The sequence below is a fragment of the Humisphaera borealis genome (assembly GCF_015169395.1).
In the GTDB taxonomy this organism is placed as follows: Bacteria; Planctomycetota; Phycisphaerae; order Tepidisphaerales; family Tepidisphaeraceae; genus Humisphaera; species Humisphaera borealis.
In genome coordinates, this window is record NZ_CP063458.1 from 5,218,561 (window position 1) to 5,239,723 (window position 21,163).

The window sequence follows — 21,163 nt, forward strand, 5'->3', positions numbered from 1 at the left end:
CTGCCACGCGTTCGTCTTGAGTGAAACATGGCTCCCATGGCCGATCCGAACGTCAACATCCCGCTCTACACACACGGCCCGTCGCAGCCTGGCGGCGGTCGGCTGCCGATCGCGATTGTCGTAGGGTTGCTCGCGATCATCGCGGCGTTACTGGTGCCGCTTGCGATCTCGGCGCGAGCACGTGTCAGCACGAGCGACGAACCCCGCATCCAGCCGATTCAGGATATGGCGCAGCAGCCCCGATACGGCCCCCAATCACCCAGCGCGGTCTTCAATGACGGCAGGGCGATGCGATCGCCGGTGAGTGGAACGGTCGCCCGGGGGCGGGCCGATGACGACGACCACTACTATCGTGGCTTTCGAACCGTTACCGACGCCAACGGGAACGACACCACCACCTTCCTTGATGGTTTCCCACAACGCGTCACTCTGACCCCCGAGCTGATCGCCCGTGGTGAACAACGGTTCAACATCTACTGCGCAGCGTGTCACGGCAAGGACGGCTCCGGGAACGGCCCGATCCACCAGCGGGCGTCGGAACTTGTCGTACTGCATCAGGCCAATTGGACGCCACCGGCGTATCTGCACAGTGACGTCGTCCGTACCCGCCCCGACGGGCATCTATACAACACGATCAATGTCGGCATCAGAAACATGCCTGCGCACGGCCCGCAGATTCCCGTCGCCGACCGTTGGGCGATCGTCGCGTGGGTGCGAACGCTGCAACTGCGGCAGAACCCACCGACACCGGCCGCGGGCAAGCTTCCATGAACGGCCCCGATGACTTCTGCGAGGTTGCTCAGCAAGTGAAATCACACACGGTTCAAACTTCTGACATCACCCGGCTCGGCCCGGGGTCGGCAAAGCTTGTGCGCGTTGCCGGTGTGATCGGCGTCGTCGGCCTGGGTGCCGCGATCGCGTCGGGGCTGGTATCGGCCGGCGGATATCGCCGCTTTCTTTTCGCCTACCTTGTCGCGTTCTGCTTCTGCCTGACCATTGCCTTGGGGGCGCTGATCTTCGTCCTGTTGCAACACCTGACGCGCGCCGGCTGGAGCGTGACCGTGCGCCGACCGGCCGAAGCCATTGCCGCAACGCTTCCCGTGCTCGGACTTCTCTCCCTGCCGATCCTGTTCTCCGTTGCCTCGGCCGACGGCGCGCTCTATCGATGGGCCTTGCCGGTCGGTCAGGTTGGAGCCGAAGAACCTTCGAGCCACGTTGCCGCGAGCCCCCACAAGTCGCCGTCGACGACGGCCGGTGAAGCGGTCGTCCGTGCTGCCGACTCCGACCCGGCTCAACTCGCCAAGCCGGTCCTGGATTCCTTGATCCTGAGAAAGCGTGCCTGGCTGAATCCGGCGTTCTGGATCGTGCGCGTGGTGGGATATTTTGCCATCTGGTCGCTGATCGCCCGTTGGTACAGGGCACAGTCGGCAGTGCAAGATCGGACCGGCGACGCTGCCGTTTCCACACGCATGCAGTGGTGGGCACCTTTGGCCATCATCGCGACGGGGCTGACCGTGACTCTCGCGGCATTCGACCTGGTCATGTCGCTTGATCCGCACTGGTACAGCACGATCTTTGGCGTCTACTTCCTCGCGGGATCTTTCGTCGCATCATTTGCGGCGCTGATCGTCGCCGTGTTTGCGCTGCGGACGGCGGGATTCGTGCGATCGAGCCTGAGCACGGAGCACTTTCACGACCTGGGAAAGTACCTGTTCGCATTCGTCTTTTTCTGGGGCTACATCGCGTTCAGCCAGTTCATGCTGCTTTGGTATGCCAATATCCCTGAAGAAACCCGCTGGTTCGCGCGGCACGGCGCGACCACGGTTCAGGCGGATATCTCCGGATGGTCCTTCGTCATCCTGGCGATTCTGTTCGGACACCTGCTGATTCCCTTTGCGGGGCTCCTGAGCCGGCATATCAAGCGGAGTGTTGGAATCCTGGTCTTCTGGGCGGTCTGGCTGCTGGCTTTTCACTACCTCGATCTTTACTGGGTCATCCTGCCGGAAGCGGGCGGTGACCTGAATGTTCACCTGGCCGATGTCGCGGCACTGGTCGGGGTTCTCGGTGTGTTTGTTGCTGCCGCCGTCCGCCTGCTGGCCTGTGAGAACCTGATTCCGACAGCCGATCCGCGACTGCATGAGGCGCTGGCGTTCCACAACATTTGAGCGAGGTGCGACACGGCACAAGATCGCAGGCTTGTAACGCGTCGGAGAAGACATGGACCCCATCGAACATAATCTCGACGACACTCAGCGGGCCGCCGCCGCCAAACCTGCAACGGTCGGGAGCACCACGCGACGCCAGTCGGCGGGTGACATCAGTTCGGCTTTGGTCGTCGGCATCGCAGCGGTGGCCGTAATGCTGCTGACCGCAGGCGTGATCGGTGGGCAAGCCTGGATGCGCTGGGGTGAGGTTCGCGCCCGATCCGAAGCCGATGCGTCGGCACCGGCGAATCGAACCTTGGCCACAGCAGCCAGCTATGAGCAGTCTGCCGATCCGCAGACGTCGCAAGCAATTCAGTTTCTTGTCGCCAACGCCGGCCGAACAGGTTGGCCGACGACACAGCCGGAACAGATTCAGGCCGCTTCGACCGCGCCGTTGGTCGCCGGCTTGAATAAGGCACGGGTGAAGACCGGCATGGCGGTTTTCCAGCGGTTCGGGTGCGCAGCCTGCCATACCACCGACGGCCGGGCGGGTGTCGGACCGAGCTTGTTAGATGTCTTCGGCTCGACGGTCGATCTGTCCACAGGCGCAAGTGTGGTGGCCGACGCCGACTTTATCCGCGAGTCGATCCGCCAGCCCGCGGCCAAGATTCACAGGGGGTATACGCCGGTCATGCCCGATTTCGGACCGCAGATCAAAGATCGCGAGATTGAAGGCCTGATCGAGTTTCTCAAGAGCATCAGCCCCTCGCCGCAGAGCCGCAAAGAGACGGGTCCTCTGCAGAACCCGACTTGATAAGACTGTCGCAAGCGCGTCCGACATTTCGCGCTTATCGTGTTTGGTTCATCTGCCCTTGGCAGTTTCGAGCGCCCCTCAGGACCGACGCCCCCTTAAAGCTGTCGAGGCATCGTGCTGGGGCCGTCAACGCGTGGACCGTCGGCCGTCCAAGTAATCGGGTCGATGCACATCTGACGGCCGGAGTGGGCGGCATCCCACGCGTGATAAACCATAAACAGTGTCTTGCCGTCCGGACCTAGGGCAGTGCTGTTATGCCCGGGCCCCACGACCCTTCCGGGATCCCCTTCAATACAACCGGGCCGTGCGCCGCAAAATCATCTCTCCACGGTCCCAGGGGGTGGGAAGCGACCGCGTACCCCACGCCATATTCCGTTCCGTGCCACGCGCCGCCGGAGTAGAAACAGTAATACTGCCCATCTCGAAACACGACGCTGGGCCCCTCAACGCAGTGCCACCTCTCCCACACACGCCCTTTGTAATTCCGGTTGCGCTCGTAGATCTGCCAATCGGCAAGAGCGCGAACGACGGTCTGCGGTTCGCCAACGACAGACAGAAAATCATCAGCGAGCTCAACCACGCTGATCCCGGTTCCATGGGGCTCCGAGGTCTCAAAGTCGTTGGCGAAATAAAGGAAATACTTGTCCGTCGCCACATCATGGAATGGACTGGCATCGATTGAAAAGCCGATGTTTGGAAGCAATGACCGGCCGCAATCCTTGTAGGGGCCAGCCGGATTGTCGGACCGCGCGACACGTAGTCGATGATGCTCGTCAGACGTTGAGGTGGAGGCTGAGTAGAAAAGGTAGAAGCTGCCCTGTCGCTCAATCACCTCGGGTGCCCAATACGAGTGGGCGATTGGGTTGCTCAGAGGCGTTAGTGCACCGCCCAACGGTATCCAATGGACCAGATCGGTTGACCGCAAGACAGGAAACGGTCGTCCGTCAGAACCGGGGGCAGACGTTCCGAAGGCGTAGTACAGGTCGCCAGTCTTGAGCACGAACGGATCTGCAAAATCATGCGGGTAGACGGGATTGCAGTACTTCATCGTCATGATCGCTCTAGTCTTTCAGGGAGAGGCCTTCTTTCGGCGGGGGCATGTAAAAGTGGCGGTCCTTCAATCTTTCCAAGAGTTTCTACGTACCTACTTAGGTCACACCGCGGCCGACGCGGATATCGGTCTGAACAGCAACCGCGCACCGTGACGACCTCCGCCCGACAGAGTATTTCGTTGAGCAATCGATATGCCGTACATCAGCAAAGTCCAGAAGAAGCGCCGGCAACGGATGGCCGTCCCACTAGCGGGGTTAAACGGATCGGCATCGCTGCACGGCAAAGAGAGCATTGCCAACAACCTGCATCTTCCGTCGCCGACGTCAGCGGAGATCAGCGACAGTCTTCGATTCATGTTCGCTGTTGGCATCGAGTGCTCGAATCCGATCGTTGCCGGCAATCACCGGGTGGACCAGCTCGAGTCCACCGGTCACTACGAACATTGGAAGAAGGATCTCCATCTCGTACGCGACTTGGGTTTGCGATATCTGCGGTACGGTCCTCCGATCCACCGCATTTTCACGGGGCCGGGCCAATACCGTTGGGACCTGCTTGATCCTGTGATGGAGGAGATGGCCAGGCTCGGAATACGGCCCATCATCGATTTCGTCCATTTCGGTCTGCCTGATTGGCTGCGCGATTTCCAGAACCCCGAGTGGCCGAAGCACGTCGCCGAATACGCTGCGGCGTTTTGTCAAAGGTATCCGTGGGTACGGTTCTTTACGCCGGTCAACGAAATCTTCGTGACGGCGCAGTTTTCCGCCGCGTTCGGCTGGTGGAACGAGCAGCTCATGAGCGATCAGGCGTTTGTGACGAACATCAAGCATTCGGTAAAGGCATCAATGCTGGCGATGCGTGAGGTACTGCACCAGCGACCCGACGCGATCTTTATTTTCAGCGAGTCGACTGAATACGTTCACCCGGGTAGTCCGGCCCAGGTGGAACGGGCGACGTTCCTCAACGAGCGGCGGTTCCTCTCGCTCGATCTACTGTTCGGCCATGACGTTTCAGCGACCATGTATCGCTATTTGCTCCAGAGCGGCCTGACGCCTGACGAGTACCAGTGGTTTCGCGACCAAACCGACCTGCGCGCCCACTGCATCATGGGAACGGACTACTACATCACCAACGAACATGTGCTCCGCGACGACGGAAGCACCATCGGCGCCGGCGACGTCTATGGCTACTACGTCATTACACGCCAGTACTACGACCGATATCGCCTGCCTGTGATGCACACGGAAACAAACCGAGTCTCCAACCTCGCCGTCGAGTGGCTGTGGAAAGAGTGGATGAACCTGCTTCGCCTGAGGCAGGACGGCGTTCCGATTGTCGGTTTCACTTGGTACGGCCTTCTCGACATGAAGGACTGGGACAGCGCTTTGACGAAAGTGCGCGGCCACGTCAACAAGGTCGGCCTCTATACGCTTGACCGCCGGCCGAGAAAGGTCGCCCGCGAGTATCGGAAACTGGTTGAAAACTTCTCGTCGTTCCCGATCAGCAGCTCCAAGTTCCCGATACTGACCGCGTAAACAAGCGGGTTCCGACCCATCCATCTGCCCATTAGCGCTTCGCCGTCTTCAAAGACTTCTCCGCTGAGGGGCCGACCGTTACGCCGAGTTCCTCTTCGGAGATGTGCGCCTCGTGTTGATCCCCGAGTTGGTCCGGGTTGGTCTTGGCAGGCCCCGTTGAAACAACCGATCTGCGAGGATCACCCGAGCCGGCGCGGGGACTACGCTCATGGACGGCGGCGTTACGACCGTCAGTCGTACTGCTGTAGGTCATCCCAATCGTCGTCTCGGGCTCATTGAGCAAAAGTCGATTAACAAGTTCGACACCCTGCATCAGCGAATGATCGGTATTTGACACTTCATACTTCCACATGCCGAAGCGCCCTCGGCTGTAAATCTGTTGACTCTCCAGGAAAGGAATCACCTCTGAGAGGATCTCGTCCCGTTCGACGCTTGGCGTCGGGTAACTGTACTTGGCATCGAAAACCCAAGTGTCGACGATATCTTTGCGATCTTCCTCCTTGATCAGCCCCGCATTGACCAAGCCTTGGATGGTTTCATCGACCACTCGCGTTTCATCCACGGGCTTGAACTCGCTGTAGCTCACCTCGCATAGCAAGCTGTAATACCTGCTGTTGTCCGGAGTCATATGCGGCGAATAGTTGGACAGATATGTGACCCTGTAGAAGGGGCAGTTGCTCTCGGGAAAGTACATCCAGCTCTTGGTGCTCGGACACGGCTGCTTAATCCCAATGCCGATCATGTATCCGCCGCTATGTCGCAGCGAAGCAGCAGCCTTCTTGATCTCGCGAGGAACCTCACCCGTCAGGACGTTGTTGCACAGCTTGTCCAGGGGAATGGTCGAGATCAGCTCGTCGTATGCGACGATCTCGCCGTCCTGGAAGCGAACTTCCTTCCTCGCCGGGTTGATGACGTCGACGGTCTTGTTGAGATGAACGTGGCCAGCCAGCGGTTTTTCGAACCGGCGGTAAAACTCGCCAGTACCGCCAAAGAGTGGGAACTTGAACTGATTGTTGGGACCCCAGCCAAAGTCATCCGAGCCGAGCACGACGTTTTTGATCGCCCGGCTGATATCGAGCACCGCGACGCGTTCGCCAATCCATTCCTTGTTCATCATCGCCGGCGGATGCGCCCACACCTTGAAGTTGTAAGGCTTCATGAAGTGCTTTGCGATTCCGTCACCAAACACGGCGTCGATGAATTCCTCGAAGTTCTTCGCTGCTTTCGGATTGCGACGGGTCTGCGCTTCCACAAGCCCGAGCAGGCACTCAAGGGTCACATCCTTGGGGAGGTAGCGAATATTGTTCTGAAAGGGATAGGGCACCCAGGTTTCGAACATGCGGACCCAGCATTCGCGCATGTTCAGCTGGCAATCCTTGCCCATCAGCTTGTCGAATACGTCGTCATAGTACTTGTAGTGACTGAACATCACATGGCCGCCGATGTCCCATGTAAAGCCCGCCGAATCCGTGAAACTGCTGGCCAACCCGCCGATGTAAGGAAGGCGGTCGTAGACTGCAAAGTTCTTATGGCCGAGTTCTTTGAGGCGGTATGCGGCACCCAGCCCGGTGGGGCCCGCTCCGATGATCACGATCTTCTTTTCCATACCAGTAGTCCTGTAGGTTTATGAATGAACTGCGTGGCGGTCAGTCAGGAGCCTTGGGTTGCCACGTAGCTGAATTCGAGTTCTGCTTCGTTCAAAGGTGCTACGGGCGTCGCACTGCGACGGTCGTCTGCAGCCAGTGCATCCCGAATCAGCCCCTGCATGTTCGCGACGGTCTGTTCCCAACTGCACTGTTTCGCCAGCTCAAGGCCGCGTTGCACACGCGGGTCATTCCCCCGCGACCGCAGTGCGTCTTCGATCGCAGCAACGAACTCTGAAGCGCCACTGGCGATGCGGACAATGTCACTCCATTGGCGGACCACATCACGAACGCCTGTGCCGACAATCGGCTTGCCGGTCGCCATGTACTCAAGTCCCTTGGTCGGGTTGATAAATTGAGTGGCGGCGTTGATCGCAAAACACATCATGTTGACGTCAAACGCGCGGCAGTAGTTGGGCAACTGCTGGTAGTCGCGTCCGCCAAGCCAAAACAGATTGGGTGCGTGCGGCAGCGTATTCGGATCGACCTTGACGACCGGGCCCACCATTGCAAAAGACCAGTTCGGCCGCATTCGCGCCATTTCTCCGACCATCGCGTAATCGACGCGCTCGTCCACTACACCGAACCAGCCAATGACCGGCTTGGCCATGAAGTCGATGTCGGGGGGCACTGCGGTCGTCGCGTCGGATGCCTTGGAAAAGTGCCCGTAGTCCACGCCGCAGCCAAAGGGATGGACGTTCGGATGCTGCTTGCTCTTTTTCTCGCCGAGCTCATAGCCTCCGGTAAAGACGACGTCCGCAACTGTCATCAGCCGCGCCTCGTTCTCGACCAACGCCATGGGCGCGCCGGTGAATTGCGAAAGCTCGTCCATGCAGTCGTAAACGATGCCGCGATTCTGGAAGTGCCCCAGCGACCACGCCGAATCCATCGGCGAGTAGTACCAAAGAAGCGGCCGGTCAAAGTCACCTCGCTCGTTCATCGCGGCAATCGATTGCTTGGTGAACTCCCGGAGTATCTGCGGCAGCTTCGGGTTGCGATTCCAACTCGGTGCTACATGTGGTGCAGCCACGGTCACGTTCGGCATGACCTTGTGCAATTCGACACGCGGCTCTTCGCCTTCCCGGAGATCGAAGAACGGCTCCTCCACAAAAAGGATGCGGTGTTTGCGGGCGAATCGGGACAGGAACTGCTGCGGCCGCTGCCAGACAAACCCCCACCGGAGGTGGCTGAACACCACGATGCCATACTTGTCGAATGCTTTCGTGTCGCCAAGAGCGTTGGACACTGCACCCGCCGGTGCAACGCTGGCGGCAACCTCCTGCGGCGTCGTGGAAGGTGCATTGCCGTTACGGGCGGGTGGCGATGCAACGCGGGACGTTCGAGTGGATGTCTCCGCATTTTCCGTTTTCGACATCGGCGGTTCGATGCCGATCGGCGGTCCCTGGTCAGCTTCGTCCGACGGCTCGCTGATAAAGTCCAGCGTTCCGACCGAATCGTCTCCGCCGGCCACGAGTAACCGGTACTGCTCGACCAGCGGACTGGCACTGCGCTTTAGTGTCCCATCGGGTTGACGGCGCAGGTTATAGAGCCCCACCTCGTGCACCTTGCCGATACGGTGCGTCAATGCTCCGTCCCAATCGAGCTGGTCGATCAGTGGCCACCAGAAGCAGCCCAGCATCGGGAGGCCCTCAGAACGGAGTCGATTGCAGTCTTCGACCACCTGGTCGAGCCATATCTCTCGATTAATCGATTGTCCGTCCGCGCTCGTTTCGGTCAGCATCATCGGCAGCGCAAATCGGCTGTAGTACGCTTTCGCCGCGCCGTAGAGCCCGACCGGTGTATCGGCCCTGCGCTGACGAATGCCATCGGCGGTGCGTTCCAGTTGCCACTCGCTGTTCGGGTAGTAGTCCAGCCCGAGCACGTCGGGGCGCTGCGGGTGAGTGCGAAACCACTCAAGATCGATTTCGCTCATCCCGTATGCCGTCACCCACTGATGGAGCGGATGGTCGGAGCCGAAGCGACCCGTCAGGAGGTCCATCGCCAGGAACCTTCGCATGTTGCGGCGATCAACTTCTGCCGAGAGCAAGGGGTCACGAGTTTTGAAGTTCTCCACGTTGTCGCAAAGCAGAACGGTGGCCTGCGGATCAGCGCGACGAATGGCGCGAATGGCCCGGCTGGTCGCCTGCACGACGCGACTGAGCAGCGGCATATAGCCGCGCCACTTTCGCGAGTGCGGTGGCCAAAAACCAAAGTCGCCGCTGAAGAGCGCCAGGATCAGCGGCTCATTGCAGGGGGACCACGTATGTATCACGCTTCGGTAGCGCTCAACCAACGCCGTCGTGAAGCGTTCCAGGCTTTCCGGGAACTCAGGATCGCCGGCCGCTTGCCGCAGCCAAGTCGGCGTCCCAAAGTGCATGACGTCGAGGTAGAGTTCGAGTCCCAACTCGGCCGCAAATGCCACACGTTCATCGGCAGCTGACCAATTGAATCGACCGGGCTGGACTTCGATTTCATGCCACGGCAGGGCATACCGAAGGGCGGAGACGCCGACCTCGTCCCTGGCCCGACGAAAATCCTCTTTCCAAAACCGGTTATGCTGCGTCCATTCGAACTGATCGACTTCCAGATGAGGAATGAACGAACACTCGATTCCCGCTCCCCAAATGAACGTTTTCGACGCAGCCGCTGTTGGCGGCTTTGTTACGTTACGGGGCGAAGCAATCTGAAATCCTGTAGCTGTCGAAGACATGCGCAGTCCTTCCGGGGTCGCGATCGCCGCGACTGACGAATGATTAATTTTGCAAAGATTTCCCCTGATGGAGCCGATTAGCGGCCGCGGGCGAACTGACGCAGACGTGAGTCGCGGTACGCGTGCCAATCTGCACGAACCTTGGCGTCTGAAGGTTCTACAACGCGCCGATTGGGAGTCTCGTGCCTGTCAACGAGCCGGAAGCTTTGAGTGTGAGTTTTGTGAGTGAGTTCAGCTGGCTTGGGCATGTCTTGGCTCAAGCAAATGTAGTGCCGCGACCCGCCATATGAGCAGGAGCTCATCAACCCTTTATGACGGCGACCTCAACAACCGATTCGGTCCAGAAGAGGTGGCGGAGGTGGTCGGTTCCTCCGCCATTGCTTTGCAATCATGAGAATCTGATATGGTCGGCATCGACGGGCGATAAATCGCGCGGTGGGCTGACAAATTGTCCAGTCCTCCGCTGGAGGTGAAGACGCCATGATCGCTGTCTACGTTGGCGTTGAGGCTTTCGGTGCTTCCTCGGTTTCGGCCCGATCGGACGGCAGCACGATTTCAACGTGATGTTCCCTGCCGTCATTAGCGAGTGTGAGTAAGGGTTCAGCTTGCTCGCGTGCGTCCACCAAAACGCGAGTGAAATCGGTTGTGAGATCCGACCGGACTGTCACGTGATACACTGAATCTCGGTATCGATAATGGACCTTGAAGGACGTCCACGAGTGTGGCATTTTCGGCACGACCTTGAGCCTGTCGCCTTCCAGCGTGATTCCCAGGAGCGATTCGGTGATCAGTCGATACATCCAGCCCGCCGAACCGGTGTACCACGTCCAGCCACCTCGCCCCACATGCGGGGCAACACCATAGACATCCGCTGCGATGACGTACGGCTCGACCTTATACCTCGCGATTCCCGCCTCGGTCGCACCATGATTGACCGGGTTAATGATCGAGAATAGTTCCCACGCCCGCTCCGAGTCGCCCATCGCGGCGAACGCCATCACGGTCCAGATCGCGGCGTGCGTGTACTGCCCGCCGTTTTCGCGAACACCCGGAACGTAACCCTTGATGTAGCCGGGATTGAGCGACGATTTGTCGAACGGCGGATCGAACAGGCGAATCTGTCGGTCGTCGGCGCGGACCAGCCGTTGGTCGACGCTCTTCATCGCGATCTGCGACCGCTCGCGCGTGCCCGCGCCCGACAGCACCGACCAGCTTTGCGGCAGCGCATCGATCTGACACTCTTCGTTGGTCGAAGATCCCAGCGGCGTGCCGTCGTCGAAGTAGGCGCGACGGTACCACTGCCCGTCCCAGGCGTTCCCTTCGATGTGCCCGCGCAGGCGGCCAGCCTCTACGGTGTAGCGATCGGCAAGGCCGAAATCGCCCCGACGGCGGGCCAGATCGGTGAATTGGTTCAGCACGTCGAACAGGAAGAACGCCAGCCAGACGCTTTCGCCCTTGCCGTGCTGGCCGACAAGGTTCATGCCGTCGTTCCAGTCGCCGCAGCCCATGAGTGGCAGACCATGGCTGCCGAAGCGAAGGCCGTTGTCGATGGCGCGAACGCAGTGTTCGTACAGGGAAGCGCTGCCGCCGACGCCCGGCAGGTCGTAGAACGATTCTTCGTCGGCCCGCAGAAGTCGGGCGTTCAGGAACGGTGCCTGCTCGTCGAGGACGGCAGTGTCTCCCGTAACCGACACGTAACGGCAGGCGGCGTACGGAAGCCAGAGGTAGTCGTCGGAGAAGTGCGTGCGGACGCCGCGTCCAACTGGAGGGTGCCACCAGTGCTGAACGTCGCCTTCGGCGAACTGCCGGCCTGCCGCGCGCAGAAGATGTTCCCGGAACAACCCCGGCTCGGCGTGAACAAGGGCCATCGCGTCCTGCAATTGATCGCGGAAGCCGAATGCACCACCGGACTGGTAGAACCCGGTCCGCGCCCACATGCGGCAGGCGAGCGTCTGGTAGATGAGCCAGCCGTTGGCCAGGAAGTTGACCGAAGGGTCGGGCGTCTCAACGTGGACCGCGCCCAGCGTATGGCTCCAGTAGTGCCAGACGCCTTCCAGGGCACGATGCGCATTGGCAATGCCGCGGAACCGGTGGATCAGGTGCCGGGCCTGTTCCTCGTCGTGGCCGACGCCCAGGGTGAAGATGATCTCCTTCGTATGGCCGTCATCGAGCGCGAACGGAACCTGGATCGCCGCGCAGGGGTCGAGGCCGGCGCCGAGCCTGCCCGACAGGCGGACCCTGCGCAATGCGGCGGGGGAGGCGGGCCGGCCGTTGCGACCCAAGAACTCGGTCCGGTCGGCGGTCACACTGCGGTCAGTCTCGCTGCAGTCGACGAATGCGATCCGGCCGGGGAACTCGGTGTTGTAGGCATTGCGGGAGAACAGCGCACCGGTGGCCGGGTCTGACTCGGTCAGCACGTGCATGAGCGACTTGTCGCGCAGCTCGCCGAGCACCCACTCCCAGTACGCGGTCGCGGAGAACTGCCGCGCCCGACCCGAGCGGTTGGTCACGCGCAGCTTCGCAAACTTCACCGGAGCGTCGGTCGCGACATAGACACATAGCTCGCTGGAGATGCCGTCCTCTTCGTACTCGAAAATGCTGTAGCCGAAACCGTGCCGGATGACGTACGGCATGTGCCCGCGGGCCGGCAGCGGCGACGGCGACCAAAACCGGCCGCTCTCTTCGTCCCGAAGGTAGAACGCCTCGCCGCTGACGTCCGACACCGGATCGTTGTACCAGGGGGTGATGCGGAACTCGTGGCTGTTTTCAGCCCAGGTGTATGCGCCGCCGCTCTCGGAGATCACCGTTCCGAAGTGCGGATTGGCGATGACATTGACCCACGGCGCCGGCGTGGTCTGGCCCGGGCGAAGCACGGTGATGTACTCGCGTCCGTCCTTGCTGAACCCGCCGAGCCCATTAAAGAACATCAGTTCACTATCGGGGACTTCCGTCGCGACCGGCGGCTCGGGCTTGCGTCGCACGGGCATGAAGGGGGGGATCGCAACTTCGGCCCGGCCGCGCCGCTCGACCTGCTCGGCCAGGGTGCCGGCATCGTCCAGCAGGACCACTCGCGCCACGGTCTGAAGCAGCGCGCGATCCTCTTCCGACATCTGCTCGCCACGACGGACGAAGATGCCGCCGGGCTTGTCGACCATCGCGGCCTCGGGGCTGGCGGCGACGAGATTCATGATCGCGTCCTGCGAGGTCTGGCGGTAGACGGAGTCGTCCTCGTTCCAGATCACCAGGTCGACCGCAAGTCCCTTCATCCGCCAGTAGGCGTGAGCCTGCACCGCCTGGCGGACCAGTTCGATTCGCGTGATGTCGCGAATGCGCACGAGCACGATCGGCAGATCGCCGGAGATGCCATAGCCCCAGAGCCCTGACTGCCCGCGCCGGTTGCGCGTCAGCACGGCGGCCTTGGCACGGCGGAGCGACGACGCATATATCACCGATCCGGCGAGCCGTCCGAACGACTGCGCGTCGGCCTCGGTGATGTTCAACTGCCGCAGCAACACGTGGGCATGGGTCCATGCCAGTTCGAACACACGATCGGCCAGGCGCGGATCGTGGTACTTGTCCATCATCGCGGTGGCGGCGTCGCGCGTTTCGGCGACGCCGGTCACCAGGTCGATCCGCACCGTTTCGCCGGGGGAGAGGCGTACCACCTGGCGGATGCTCATCACCGGGTCGAGGACGGATCCCTCGCTGTTGGTAAGCGGCGCGACGCCTTCCATCGCCGCCGGCGCGGCGACCGTCCGGCCACGGCCGATGAACTTCATGCGATCCGTCTCGAACGACACCTCGCCCGAAACGGTCCCCTGCACCGTCATCAGGTGTGTCATCCAAGGTGGCTTTTCCTCCGCCGATCGCGGCCGACGCGTGCACAGGATTGCCTGGCGGTCGCGAACGAGTTCGGTCTGCACAAACAGGTTGCTGAATGCCGGGTGAGCCAGGTCCTGCGACCGCGCGGCAAGCACGACCTCGGCGTAGCTGGTGACCTCGATCGTTCGGACGGAATCGGACCGGTTGATCAGCGTCACGCGCCGCAACTCGATATCGTCCTCGGGCGATACGCTGATTTCGCTGTGCGTCTCGATGCCGTCGTCGCGACGGCGAAACTCCGCCCGGGCCTGCGTGAAGATCGCTTCGTAGTTGCGCGACGGTTTGAGCGTCGGCTGCCATGACGTCGACCAGAGCAAACCCGACTCCAGATCGCGCAGGTAGCAGAAGGTGCCCCAGGCATCGCGGGTCGCGTCTTCGCGCCAGCGGGTGACGGCCGTGTCGCGCCAGCGACTGTAACCGCCGCCGGCACTGGTGATCGCGACGTGGTAGCGGCCGTTGGATAGCAGATGCACTTCCGGCGCGGCACCGCCGACGTCGGTGAAGACGCGCATCGTGCCTTCATCCTCCGCCGATGCCGTATGGCGTGTGCCCGCCTCGGCGGCATGGGGGAAGGCGAGAGCCGATGCCTTGGGGATACGCTCCTGCAGCAACAGATCCGCCGCTCGAAGCATGGGGTCGGATTCAAACCGTCGCTGCATCGGCTTGTCGAGCAGCACATACGCGATCGACAGGAGGCTCATACCCTGGTGGTGAGCCATGAATTGCCGAACCGTGACGCTGGTGGCGCCGGGCGTCAGTCGTGACGGCGTGTAGTCGATCGCCTCGTAGAAGCCGTAGTCTCCCTGTTGGCCGTCGGCGTCGAGTCGTTCGAGATTGCGGCACGCCGCCTCCGGCGCCACCATGAGCGCCATCGCGGTCGCGTACGGGGCGATGACCAGGTCGTCGGCCAGGCCGCGTTTCAGTCCCAGTCCCGGCACGCCGAACGCGCGGTACTGGTAGGTCAGGTGCTGGTCGGTGGTGTTGTAGCCCGATTCCGAGATACCCCACGGCACGCCGCGCTGCTTCCCGTAACGAATCTGCCGCCCGACGACCGCCTTGTAGGTCTGGTCGAGCAGCGTGTTGTCGTACGTCGGCATGACCAGCAGGGGCATGAGAAACTCGAACATCGAGCCGCTCCAGCTCAGCAGCGCCGGCACGGCGCCCGTCGCTGTGAGTAGACGGCCGAGGGCGAACCAGTGTTGCTGGCCTACCTGTCCCTGTGCGATGGCAACGAAGCTGCCCAACCGTGCCTCGGACGCCAGCAGGTCGTAGTACCCGCCGTCGAGCCGCTGGTCGGTAACGTTGTATCCGATGGAAAACAGGTCGCGCGACGAGTCGTACAGAAACGACACGTCCATGTCGGCCAGATCCTGGCACTGCTCGGCGATGTCCTGCAGCGCCCTGATGCGGCTGGTCGCATGGTGCGACGACGTAGCGACGGCACGGCGGAGTTCGTCCAGCGCGGCGACCATCGCGTTATCGCCTTCGGATGCCTGCACGGCCGAATCAATCAGCGGCACCAGGACGGCCGGCAGTCGGGCCACCTCTCCCAGGCTCAGCCCGGCATCAAGCCGGCCCAGGGCTTCGTGCAGCTTGTGCAGGGGGGCCGGCGCCGCATCGCCCGCCGGAATGATTGCCGGCAGGGCGGCCCAGGCGGCCGCGTGCAGAAGGTCGGTGTGATGGTCGGCGCACGACCGCTCGAAGGCATCGACCCACCAGCGGGTTTCGCCGATCTGTCCGACGGCGTCGGCGATGTCCGAGGCGGACGCCTGCAGTCGGGACAGCAGCGCCAGCGAGGCACGCAGCGTGGTCGGTGCCTTGCCCAGCTCGGCGTCGATGCGTTCAAGCCGGCGCAGCACGTCGCCAGTGACCGCAACTTGCTGCGCCGCTGCCGCCGGCGGGTAAACGCCGCGGGCCGAATCGAGCAGTACGCGTATTGTGTCGCGCAACCCACCGAAGATGCGGGGCGGCAGCACCGGCGCATCGGCAATCTCCAGCAAGCCCCGGCGGAGCACCAGCAGATGCCCGGCAAGATTTCCACTGTCGACCATCGATACATACGCCGGCGACAAGGGCCGAAGCGATCGCGTGTCGTACCAGTTGTAGAAGTGCCCGCGATATCGCTCCATCCGGCCGAGCGTGGAGAAGGTCTTTTCCGTGCGGTCGAGCAGCCGGGCGACCGAGCAGTAGCCGAAGTCGTACGCGGCAAGGTCGGCGAGCAGTCCCATGCCGATGTTGGTCGGGCTGGTGCGCGGGGCTACGACCGCCGTCGGGTGCTCCTGAAAGTTGTCGGGCGCGAGCCAGTTGCTGTCTGCCGTGACGAACGTTTCGAAGTACCGCCAGGTGCGCCGGCCGACCTTTTCCAGGAAGCCGCGCTGCTCGTCGGTCAGACGGACCGGTGTCGGCCGGATCGGACGGCTGAGCCACCAGGCGACAATCGGCGATACAACCCAGAGGTACAGCACCGGCCCGGCGATGAGTAGCATGTCCGGGCGGAGCAGGGCGAGAACCGTCGCGGTGATGATCGCCAGCGCCGGCGCGAAGCCCATCGACCGGAAGAAGCCGATCAGGTCTGTCCGGGCGCTGCGCTGGGCATCGCTCGAGGTCTTCCATTCCAGGAGGTTCCGCCGCGTCCAGAGCATGCGGACGGCCGTCCGCGCCACCGCGTCGATGCTGATCCAGGCGTCATACGGGAGGAAGACGAGCGAGAACAGGAGCTGGGCCAACTGCTTGCCGAAGCCGCGCGCGGTCAGCCGCAAATGGGCGATGAGCGGCACATCGGACGGCTTGCGGACCATCGCGTGCAAAGTCGAAAGCACGCCCCCGGCCATGATCGCCGCCAGTACCAGCGCGGTAGCCGCCAGGGCAGCCTGCGGGGCGGCCAGCCACGACAACAGCAACAGCACGAGCATGGCGACGGGAACCAGGCTCCGCCGCAGGTTGTCGAAGATCTTCCACCATGACAGGGCCGAGACCGGGTTGGGCACCTTGCCGGATTTGCCGGAAGGCACCCGGGGCATCAGCCAGCCGGCGATCTGCCAGTCGCCGCGAATCCAGCGGTGTCGCCGACTCACATCTGCCGGGTAGCGCGTCGGGTAGGCCTCGTAGAGTTCGACATCGCTCAGCAAGGCCGAGCGGGCGTAGGCGCTTTCGAGCAGGTCGTGGCTCAGGATCGCATTCTCGGGGAAGTCGCCGCAGCTCTGCTCGAACGCGTCGATGTCGTAGATCCCCTTGCCGATGAACGAGCCTTCGCCGAAGCCGTCCTGGTACAGGTCGGAGACGACGCGGGTGTAGGGATCGATGCCGGTCTCGCCGGCGAACAGTCGGACGAACCAGCTTCCCTGCGCGTCGGGCAGGCTGACGCCGACCCGGGGCTGGAGAATGGCGTAGCCTTCGACGACACGGCCCCGCGCCGGGTCGAACACCGGCCGGTTCAGCGGATGCGCCATCGCGCCGGTCATCTGCCGGGCCGAATCGCGCGGAAGCTGAGTGTCGGTATCCAGCGTGATCACGTACCGCACGTCGGCAAGCCGCGCGATATCGCCGACGATGCGCGAGAATCGGTCGGCCGGCGGGGACGCGCCTTGGCGCTGGGCGCGCAGCAGGGCGTTCAGCTCGGCGAGCTTGCCGCGCTTCCGCTCGTAGCCCATCCAGACGCCTTCCTGCTCGTTCCAACGGCGCGGCCGGTGGAAGAGAAAGAAGATGTCCGTCCGGGTGTCCTCGTACTTTCGATTGAGCTGCTCGATCCCGTCGACCGCCCGCTTCAGCAACGCTTCGTCGCCGGGCCGGGTCTCGGTGGCGGCGTCTTCATAGTCGGTGAGCAGGCCGAAGTGCAGGTTCTCGTCGCGGTTGGCGAGATATCGCACCTCCAGGCCGTCCAGCAGATCGTCGATCGCGTCGGCGCTCGATAGCATCGTCGGCACGACCACGAGCGCACGGTGCGTCGCCGGAATGCCCTTGCGAAAGTCGAGCTTCGGAAGCGGCCTGGCATCGACCAGCACGCTGGCGCACCAGTTAACGACGCCGATGCCCAGGTGCGCCGCGCACATCGCTGCGGCGACACCCAGCAGCGTGGCCGTCACGACGCCGACGCCCGATGCCAGCACGACTGCGACAAAGCCGGCCGTCGCCGCCGCGGCGATGACGGTCACCGGCACCAGATAGAACGCCAGCGGGAAGCTCGCTGCGACGCTTGCCGCGACCTTGCGGACGGAGCGACGCATGCCGGCGGCGCGTTCGAGCGTGCGGCGGCCTTTGCCGATCAGGTAATAGCCGACGTGCGACGCAGGCCCGCCTTGCTGGCCGCCGGCCTCGGCGTCGGCAAGCCCGATCGCCCGGCGAGCCACTTCCTGCTCGGGTTGCCTGCTGTGGCGGGCGATTTCTTCCACGCCATGGCGATAGCGGTCGCGGGTAGCGAACTCCATGCTGCTGTAAACGCCGGCCGGATCGCCTTGCAGCGTCTTTTCGACCACGCTGTGCCGTTCGACGAAGTCGCGCCAGTCGGTCGAACTGAGAAAACGCAGACTGGTGATGCTGTTGCCGATCGACACCTGGTCGGCCGCCTGCGCGTTGGCGTCGGCGCGGACGAGTTGCTCGATTGTCTGCCCCTGTTCCGACAGTCGCTGTTCGAGCCACCCAGTCGCAAAACCGAAGTACGGACTCTGCCCCTGCAGATGGCGCGTCAGTTCGGCGAGGAACGCGCCGGTCAAAGGCGGATCGGCCCGGGCCATGTCGGCCAGCACGAGGATCAGGTTGGTCGGGGCCCGCTCGACCACGCTCACCATGCGCTCGGCCCAGTCGATCGCCGAATCGCGATCGCGCCGCGTCGAGCTGATCCGTACCGCCACCCGGCGAAGGTTCTCAATCAGCGCCAGCCGCAGCACGATCGGCACGGCCCAGAGCTCGCCGAGCTTCAACGGCTGTACGGTCTGGTACGACGCGACGAAAGCATCCAGGCTGACGGCATCGAGCCGGCCGTCCACGTGGGAGATCAGTTCAAGGGCAATCGCATAGACCCGCGGCAACGTCGCGTTGGAGCCCCGAGCGAGGCGCGGTAGTTCGCGGCCGTAGGACCGCGGCAGATGCCGCCTGGCCGTGCGAATCTGTTCTTCAATGAGGTAGAAGTTGTCGAGCAGCCACTCGGCGGCCGGCGAAATCCGCCGGTCGGCGGCGACGGCGGCCGTCAGCAGATCGTACGTCTGGACCAGCACATGTTCGTTGTCGTGCAGACGACCGATGAGCTTGTCTGGAGCGCCTGAGGTCGCCAATTCGTGCGATTCGGCAAGCCGGCGGGCGTGGTGCTGCAACTGGTCGACGCTGAACAACTCCGACCGCAGCGGCGCTTCTTCGCCCGTCAACGGTGATCGCGGTGCGACGAAGGTCGACCGCTTCCAGAACGAAAGTTGCTGCAGGCCTTTGGTGATTCCGGGAACGTTCAACAACAGCTCACTTTCGTTGACAGGTCAGTCCTATTAAATGGAAAGAGCCGCAGCGATGCGGCTCTCTCCGGCAAAAGTTGATCGGTGAGATCAGCGATCGCGATTGCCGCCGCCGTAGCCACCACCGCCGCCGCCGTAGCCGCCACGGCTACCGCCGCCGCCACCGCCGCCGGTGCGGTTTTCCTTCGGCTTGGCTTCATTGACGGTCAGGGCGCGGCCGCCGCTGTCCTGTCCGTTCATGGCGCCGATCGCCGCCTGGGCTTCCTTGTCGCTGCCCATTTCCACGAAGCCAAAGCCCTTGCTCTTGCCCGTGTCACGATCGGTGATGATCTGCGAGCTTTCGACGGTCCCGTGTGGGGTGAACATCTCCCCCAGGGCCGAGGAATCCACGTCGTAGCTCAGATTTCCAACATACAACTTCTTACCCATGAGATTCTCCTTATGAGAATGGGCAAAATGACCCGCGTTTTTACTTTCGAGGTCGGACGAAAGGGACCGACATATCGGCCCGAACAGGCAGGAGGGCGATTGGAAAAGAGACGGCGGGCAGAAATGAAGCTGCGGGCGAATCTGATTCGATCAGCGGACCAACCACCACGACTGTAGACGGACAGGGTGATCCTGTCTACGTCGAATATCCGGTGATGCTCGTAAGCTGTGTCGGCAGCAGGCCCAGGCGGTCAAGTGCCGCAGGGCAACACCCCACTCAGCCCTCGAGCTCGCACGACACTTTCTCGAGCAGAAGGTTTGCCCCGGTAAGTGCTACGTCCCCCGTGGCAGGCACGATTTGCTCAACACGATGAACACTGCCTGACCAATCGCTGCGAGCGATCATCCGGAGAATGTCATAGGGAGAGGAACTCACGAACGTAACGTCGACTCGATAGCCAAAAGACTCGATGCGGCTGAGAACCCGCCTCGCTTCAACGCTACCGACGGTCGATGAACCGCGCGGCCGCCGCCCCCTCGTGACCGATTGAAGAATGATGGTCGACAAGGAGCGGCGCAGAGGTCGAGCCTGGTCCATGGCAGGGTGGCGAGGGGCGTGCGACGGGGATACCAGACCATGGAAGATCATTGGGGCTGTCCTCTTGGAGTAGCGGACAAGATAGCGCGTTCGACTTTAATAGTCTATAGGATTTGTAGGAATGTCCAGAATGATCGACTTGCAGTGGTTTCGATAGTGCGTACAAATTACATAAACGTTTTCGCAACATGGCGTTACGCCTCCATTAAGACGCTCGAAGTAGGCAAAACGTAGACTCCTTTAGACATCATTGTCGCTGGTACCATCTTGCAAGCGGTGGATTTGTGGGTAGACTTCTGCCAATCTCCTACTAAAACGACTGTACTGGTAGGAATTGATGATGTCGAACGCCCGTCGCAACCTCGCTCCCGCCGACAACGACGTTGTCGCCCCCCAGCGACTCGAGCCGCACGCAGTCGTCGTTGCGCGAAACCTTGTCATCGCCCGCGACTTGGCGGGGTTGACGCAGAATGACCTGGCCGCTCGGTCGGGGGTGAGTCGGGCGACGATTGCTCAGATCGAGACCGGACACGCGGACCCGAGGTTGTCGACGCTGGTCGAGATCGCGCGAGCTCTGGGTTTGTCGGTCATTGTCCTGCTGGCGACGCGGACAGACATCCAGGCGATCACGGGAATCGGCCCGGCACTGGGGACAACTCCGGTCGCAATCGATCAGCGCGATCTGGCCCGGATGAACGAGTACTCCGACAGCACACTCATTCGCGACTGGCGGCGGGCGGCTCGGATCGGGGCATCCGTCGGTCGGTCGGCCGGGTGTAGAAGTCCCGGCGCGGCGGCGACGGCGGGACTTTTCTCCGTCGCCGTTCCCGGCCGGGGAACCGCCGTTGGTGCCACCTTGGGTCGACTGCTCGAATGATCGATCGGGACGACCGCCGTGGCAGACCTCCACTTGTACTGCC

The 21,163-nt window shown here is 62.3% G+C and carries 11 protein-coding genes; 5 read left to right on the forward strand and 6 right to left on the reverse strand.

Annotated elements, in window-relative coordinates; translation table 11 throughout:
- The first annotated feature begins 27 nt into the window (after positions 1–27).
- The 3 genes from IPV69_RS19500 to IPV69_RS19510 are packed head-to-tail and all read left to right on the forward strand — an operon-like array spanning position 28 to position 2,958.
- The gene (locus IPV69_RS19500; RefSeq protein ID WP_206291395.1) at positions 28–771 is read left to right on the forward strand and encodes a c-type cytochrome; all 744 of its coding nucleotides are present in this window, start codon (positions 28–30) and stop codon (positions 769–771) included.
- Positions 768–2,165, forward strand: a complete 1,398-nt coding sequence (locus IPV69_RS19505) for a hypothetical protein (protein WP_206291396.1) — start codon at positions 768–770, stop codon at positions 2,163–2,165. Before IPV69_RS19500 ends, IPV69_RS19505 begins: the two co-directional genes overlap by 4 nt.
- 52 nt (positions 2,166–2,217) lie before the next feature.
- Complete coding sequence (locus IPV69_RS19510; RefSeq protein WP_206291397.1) at positions 2,218–2,958, forward strand: c-type cytochrome; 741 nt, start codon at positions 2,218–2,220, stop codon at positions 2,956–2,958.
- A 95-nt stretch (positions 2,959–3,053) separates the two neighbouring features.
- On the opposite strand, the gene IPV69_RS27990 is transcribed toward IPV69_RS19510, so the two are convergent.
- Positions 3,054–3,227 (reverse strand): family 43 glycosylhydrolase, encoded by a 174-nt coding sequence (locus IPV69_RS27990; RefSeq protein WP_206291398.1) that lies wholly within the window; start codon positions 3,225–3,227, stop codon positions 3,054–3,056.
- Positions 3,197–4,012 carry a glycoside hydrolase family 43 protein gene (locus IPV69_RS19520; protein WP_206291399.1) on the reverse strand — a complete coding sequence of 272 codons (816 nt, stop codon included), beginning with the start codon at positions 4,010–4,012 and terminating at the stop codon, positions 3,197–3,199. The genes IPV69_RS27990 and IPV69_RS19520 overlap by 31 nt, the downstream gene beginning before the upstream one ends.
- A gap of 190 nt (positions 4,013–4,202) precedes the next feature.
- Between IPV69_RS19520 and IPV69_RS19525 the strand changes: the two genes are divergently transcribed.
- Complete coding sequence (locus IPV69_RS19525) at positions 4,203–5,543, forward strand: family 1 glycosylhydrolase (protein ID WP_206291400.1); 1,341 nt, start codon at positions 4,203–4,205, stop codon at positions 5,541–5,543.
- 31 nt (positions 5,544–5,574) lie between these two features.
- Here the strand turns inward: IPV69_RS19525 and IPV69_RS19530 are convergent, their stop codons facing one another.
- From IPV69_RS19530 to IPV69_RS19545, 4 genes are all read right to left on the reverse strand, one after another.
- Complete coding sequence (locus IPV69_RS19530) at positions 5,575–7,149, reverse strand: protoporphyrinogen/coproporphyrinogen oxidase (RefSeq protein ID WP_206291401.1); 1,575 nt, start codon at positions 7,147–7,149, stop codon at positions 5,575–5,577.
- A gap of 44 nt (positions 7,150–7,193) precedes the next feature.
- Entirely contained in the window at positions 7,194–10,025 is a 2,832-nt protein-coding gene (locus IPV69_RS19535) for a family 1 glycosylhydrolase (protein WP_206291402.1), read from the reverse strand.
- Between the two features lie 362 nt (positions 10,026–10,387).
- On the reverse strand, positions 10,388–19,216 hold the full coding sequence (locus IPV69_RS19540) for a glycoside hydrolase family 94 protein (protein WP_206291403.1): 8,829 nt from the start codon (positions 19,214–19,216) through the stop codon (positions 10,388–10,390).
- A gap of 90 nt (positions 19,217–19,306) precedes the next feature.
- Positions 19,307–19,645 (reverse strand): RNA recognition motif domain-containing protein, encoded by a 339-nt coding sequence (locus IPV69_RS19545; protein ID WP_206291404.1) that lies wholly within the window; start codon positions 19,643–19,645, stop codon positions 19,307–19,309.
- A gap of 935 nt (positions 19,646–20,580) precedes the next feature.
- Between IPV69_RS19545 and IPV69_RS19550 the strand changes: the two genes are divergently transcribed.
- Complete coding sequence (locus IPV69_RS19550) at positions 20,581–21,120, forward strand: helix-turn-helix transcriptional regulator (protein ID WP_206291405.1); 540 nt, start codon at positions 20,581–20,583, stop codon at positions 21,118–21,120.
- Positions 21,121–21,163 lie beyond the last annotated feature (43 nt).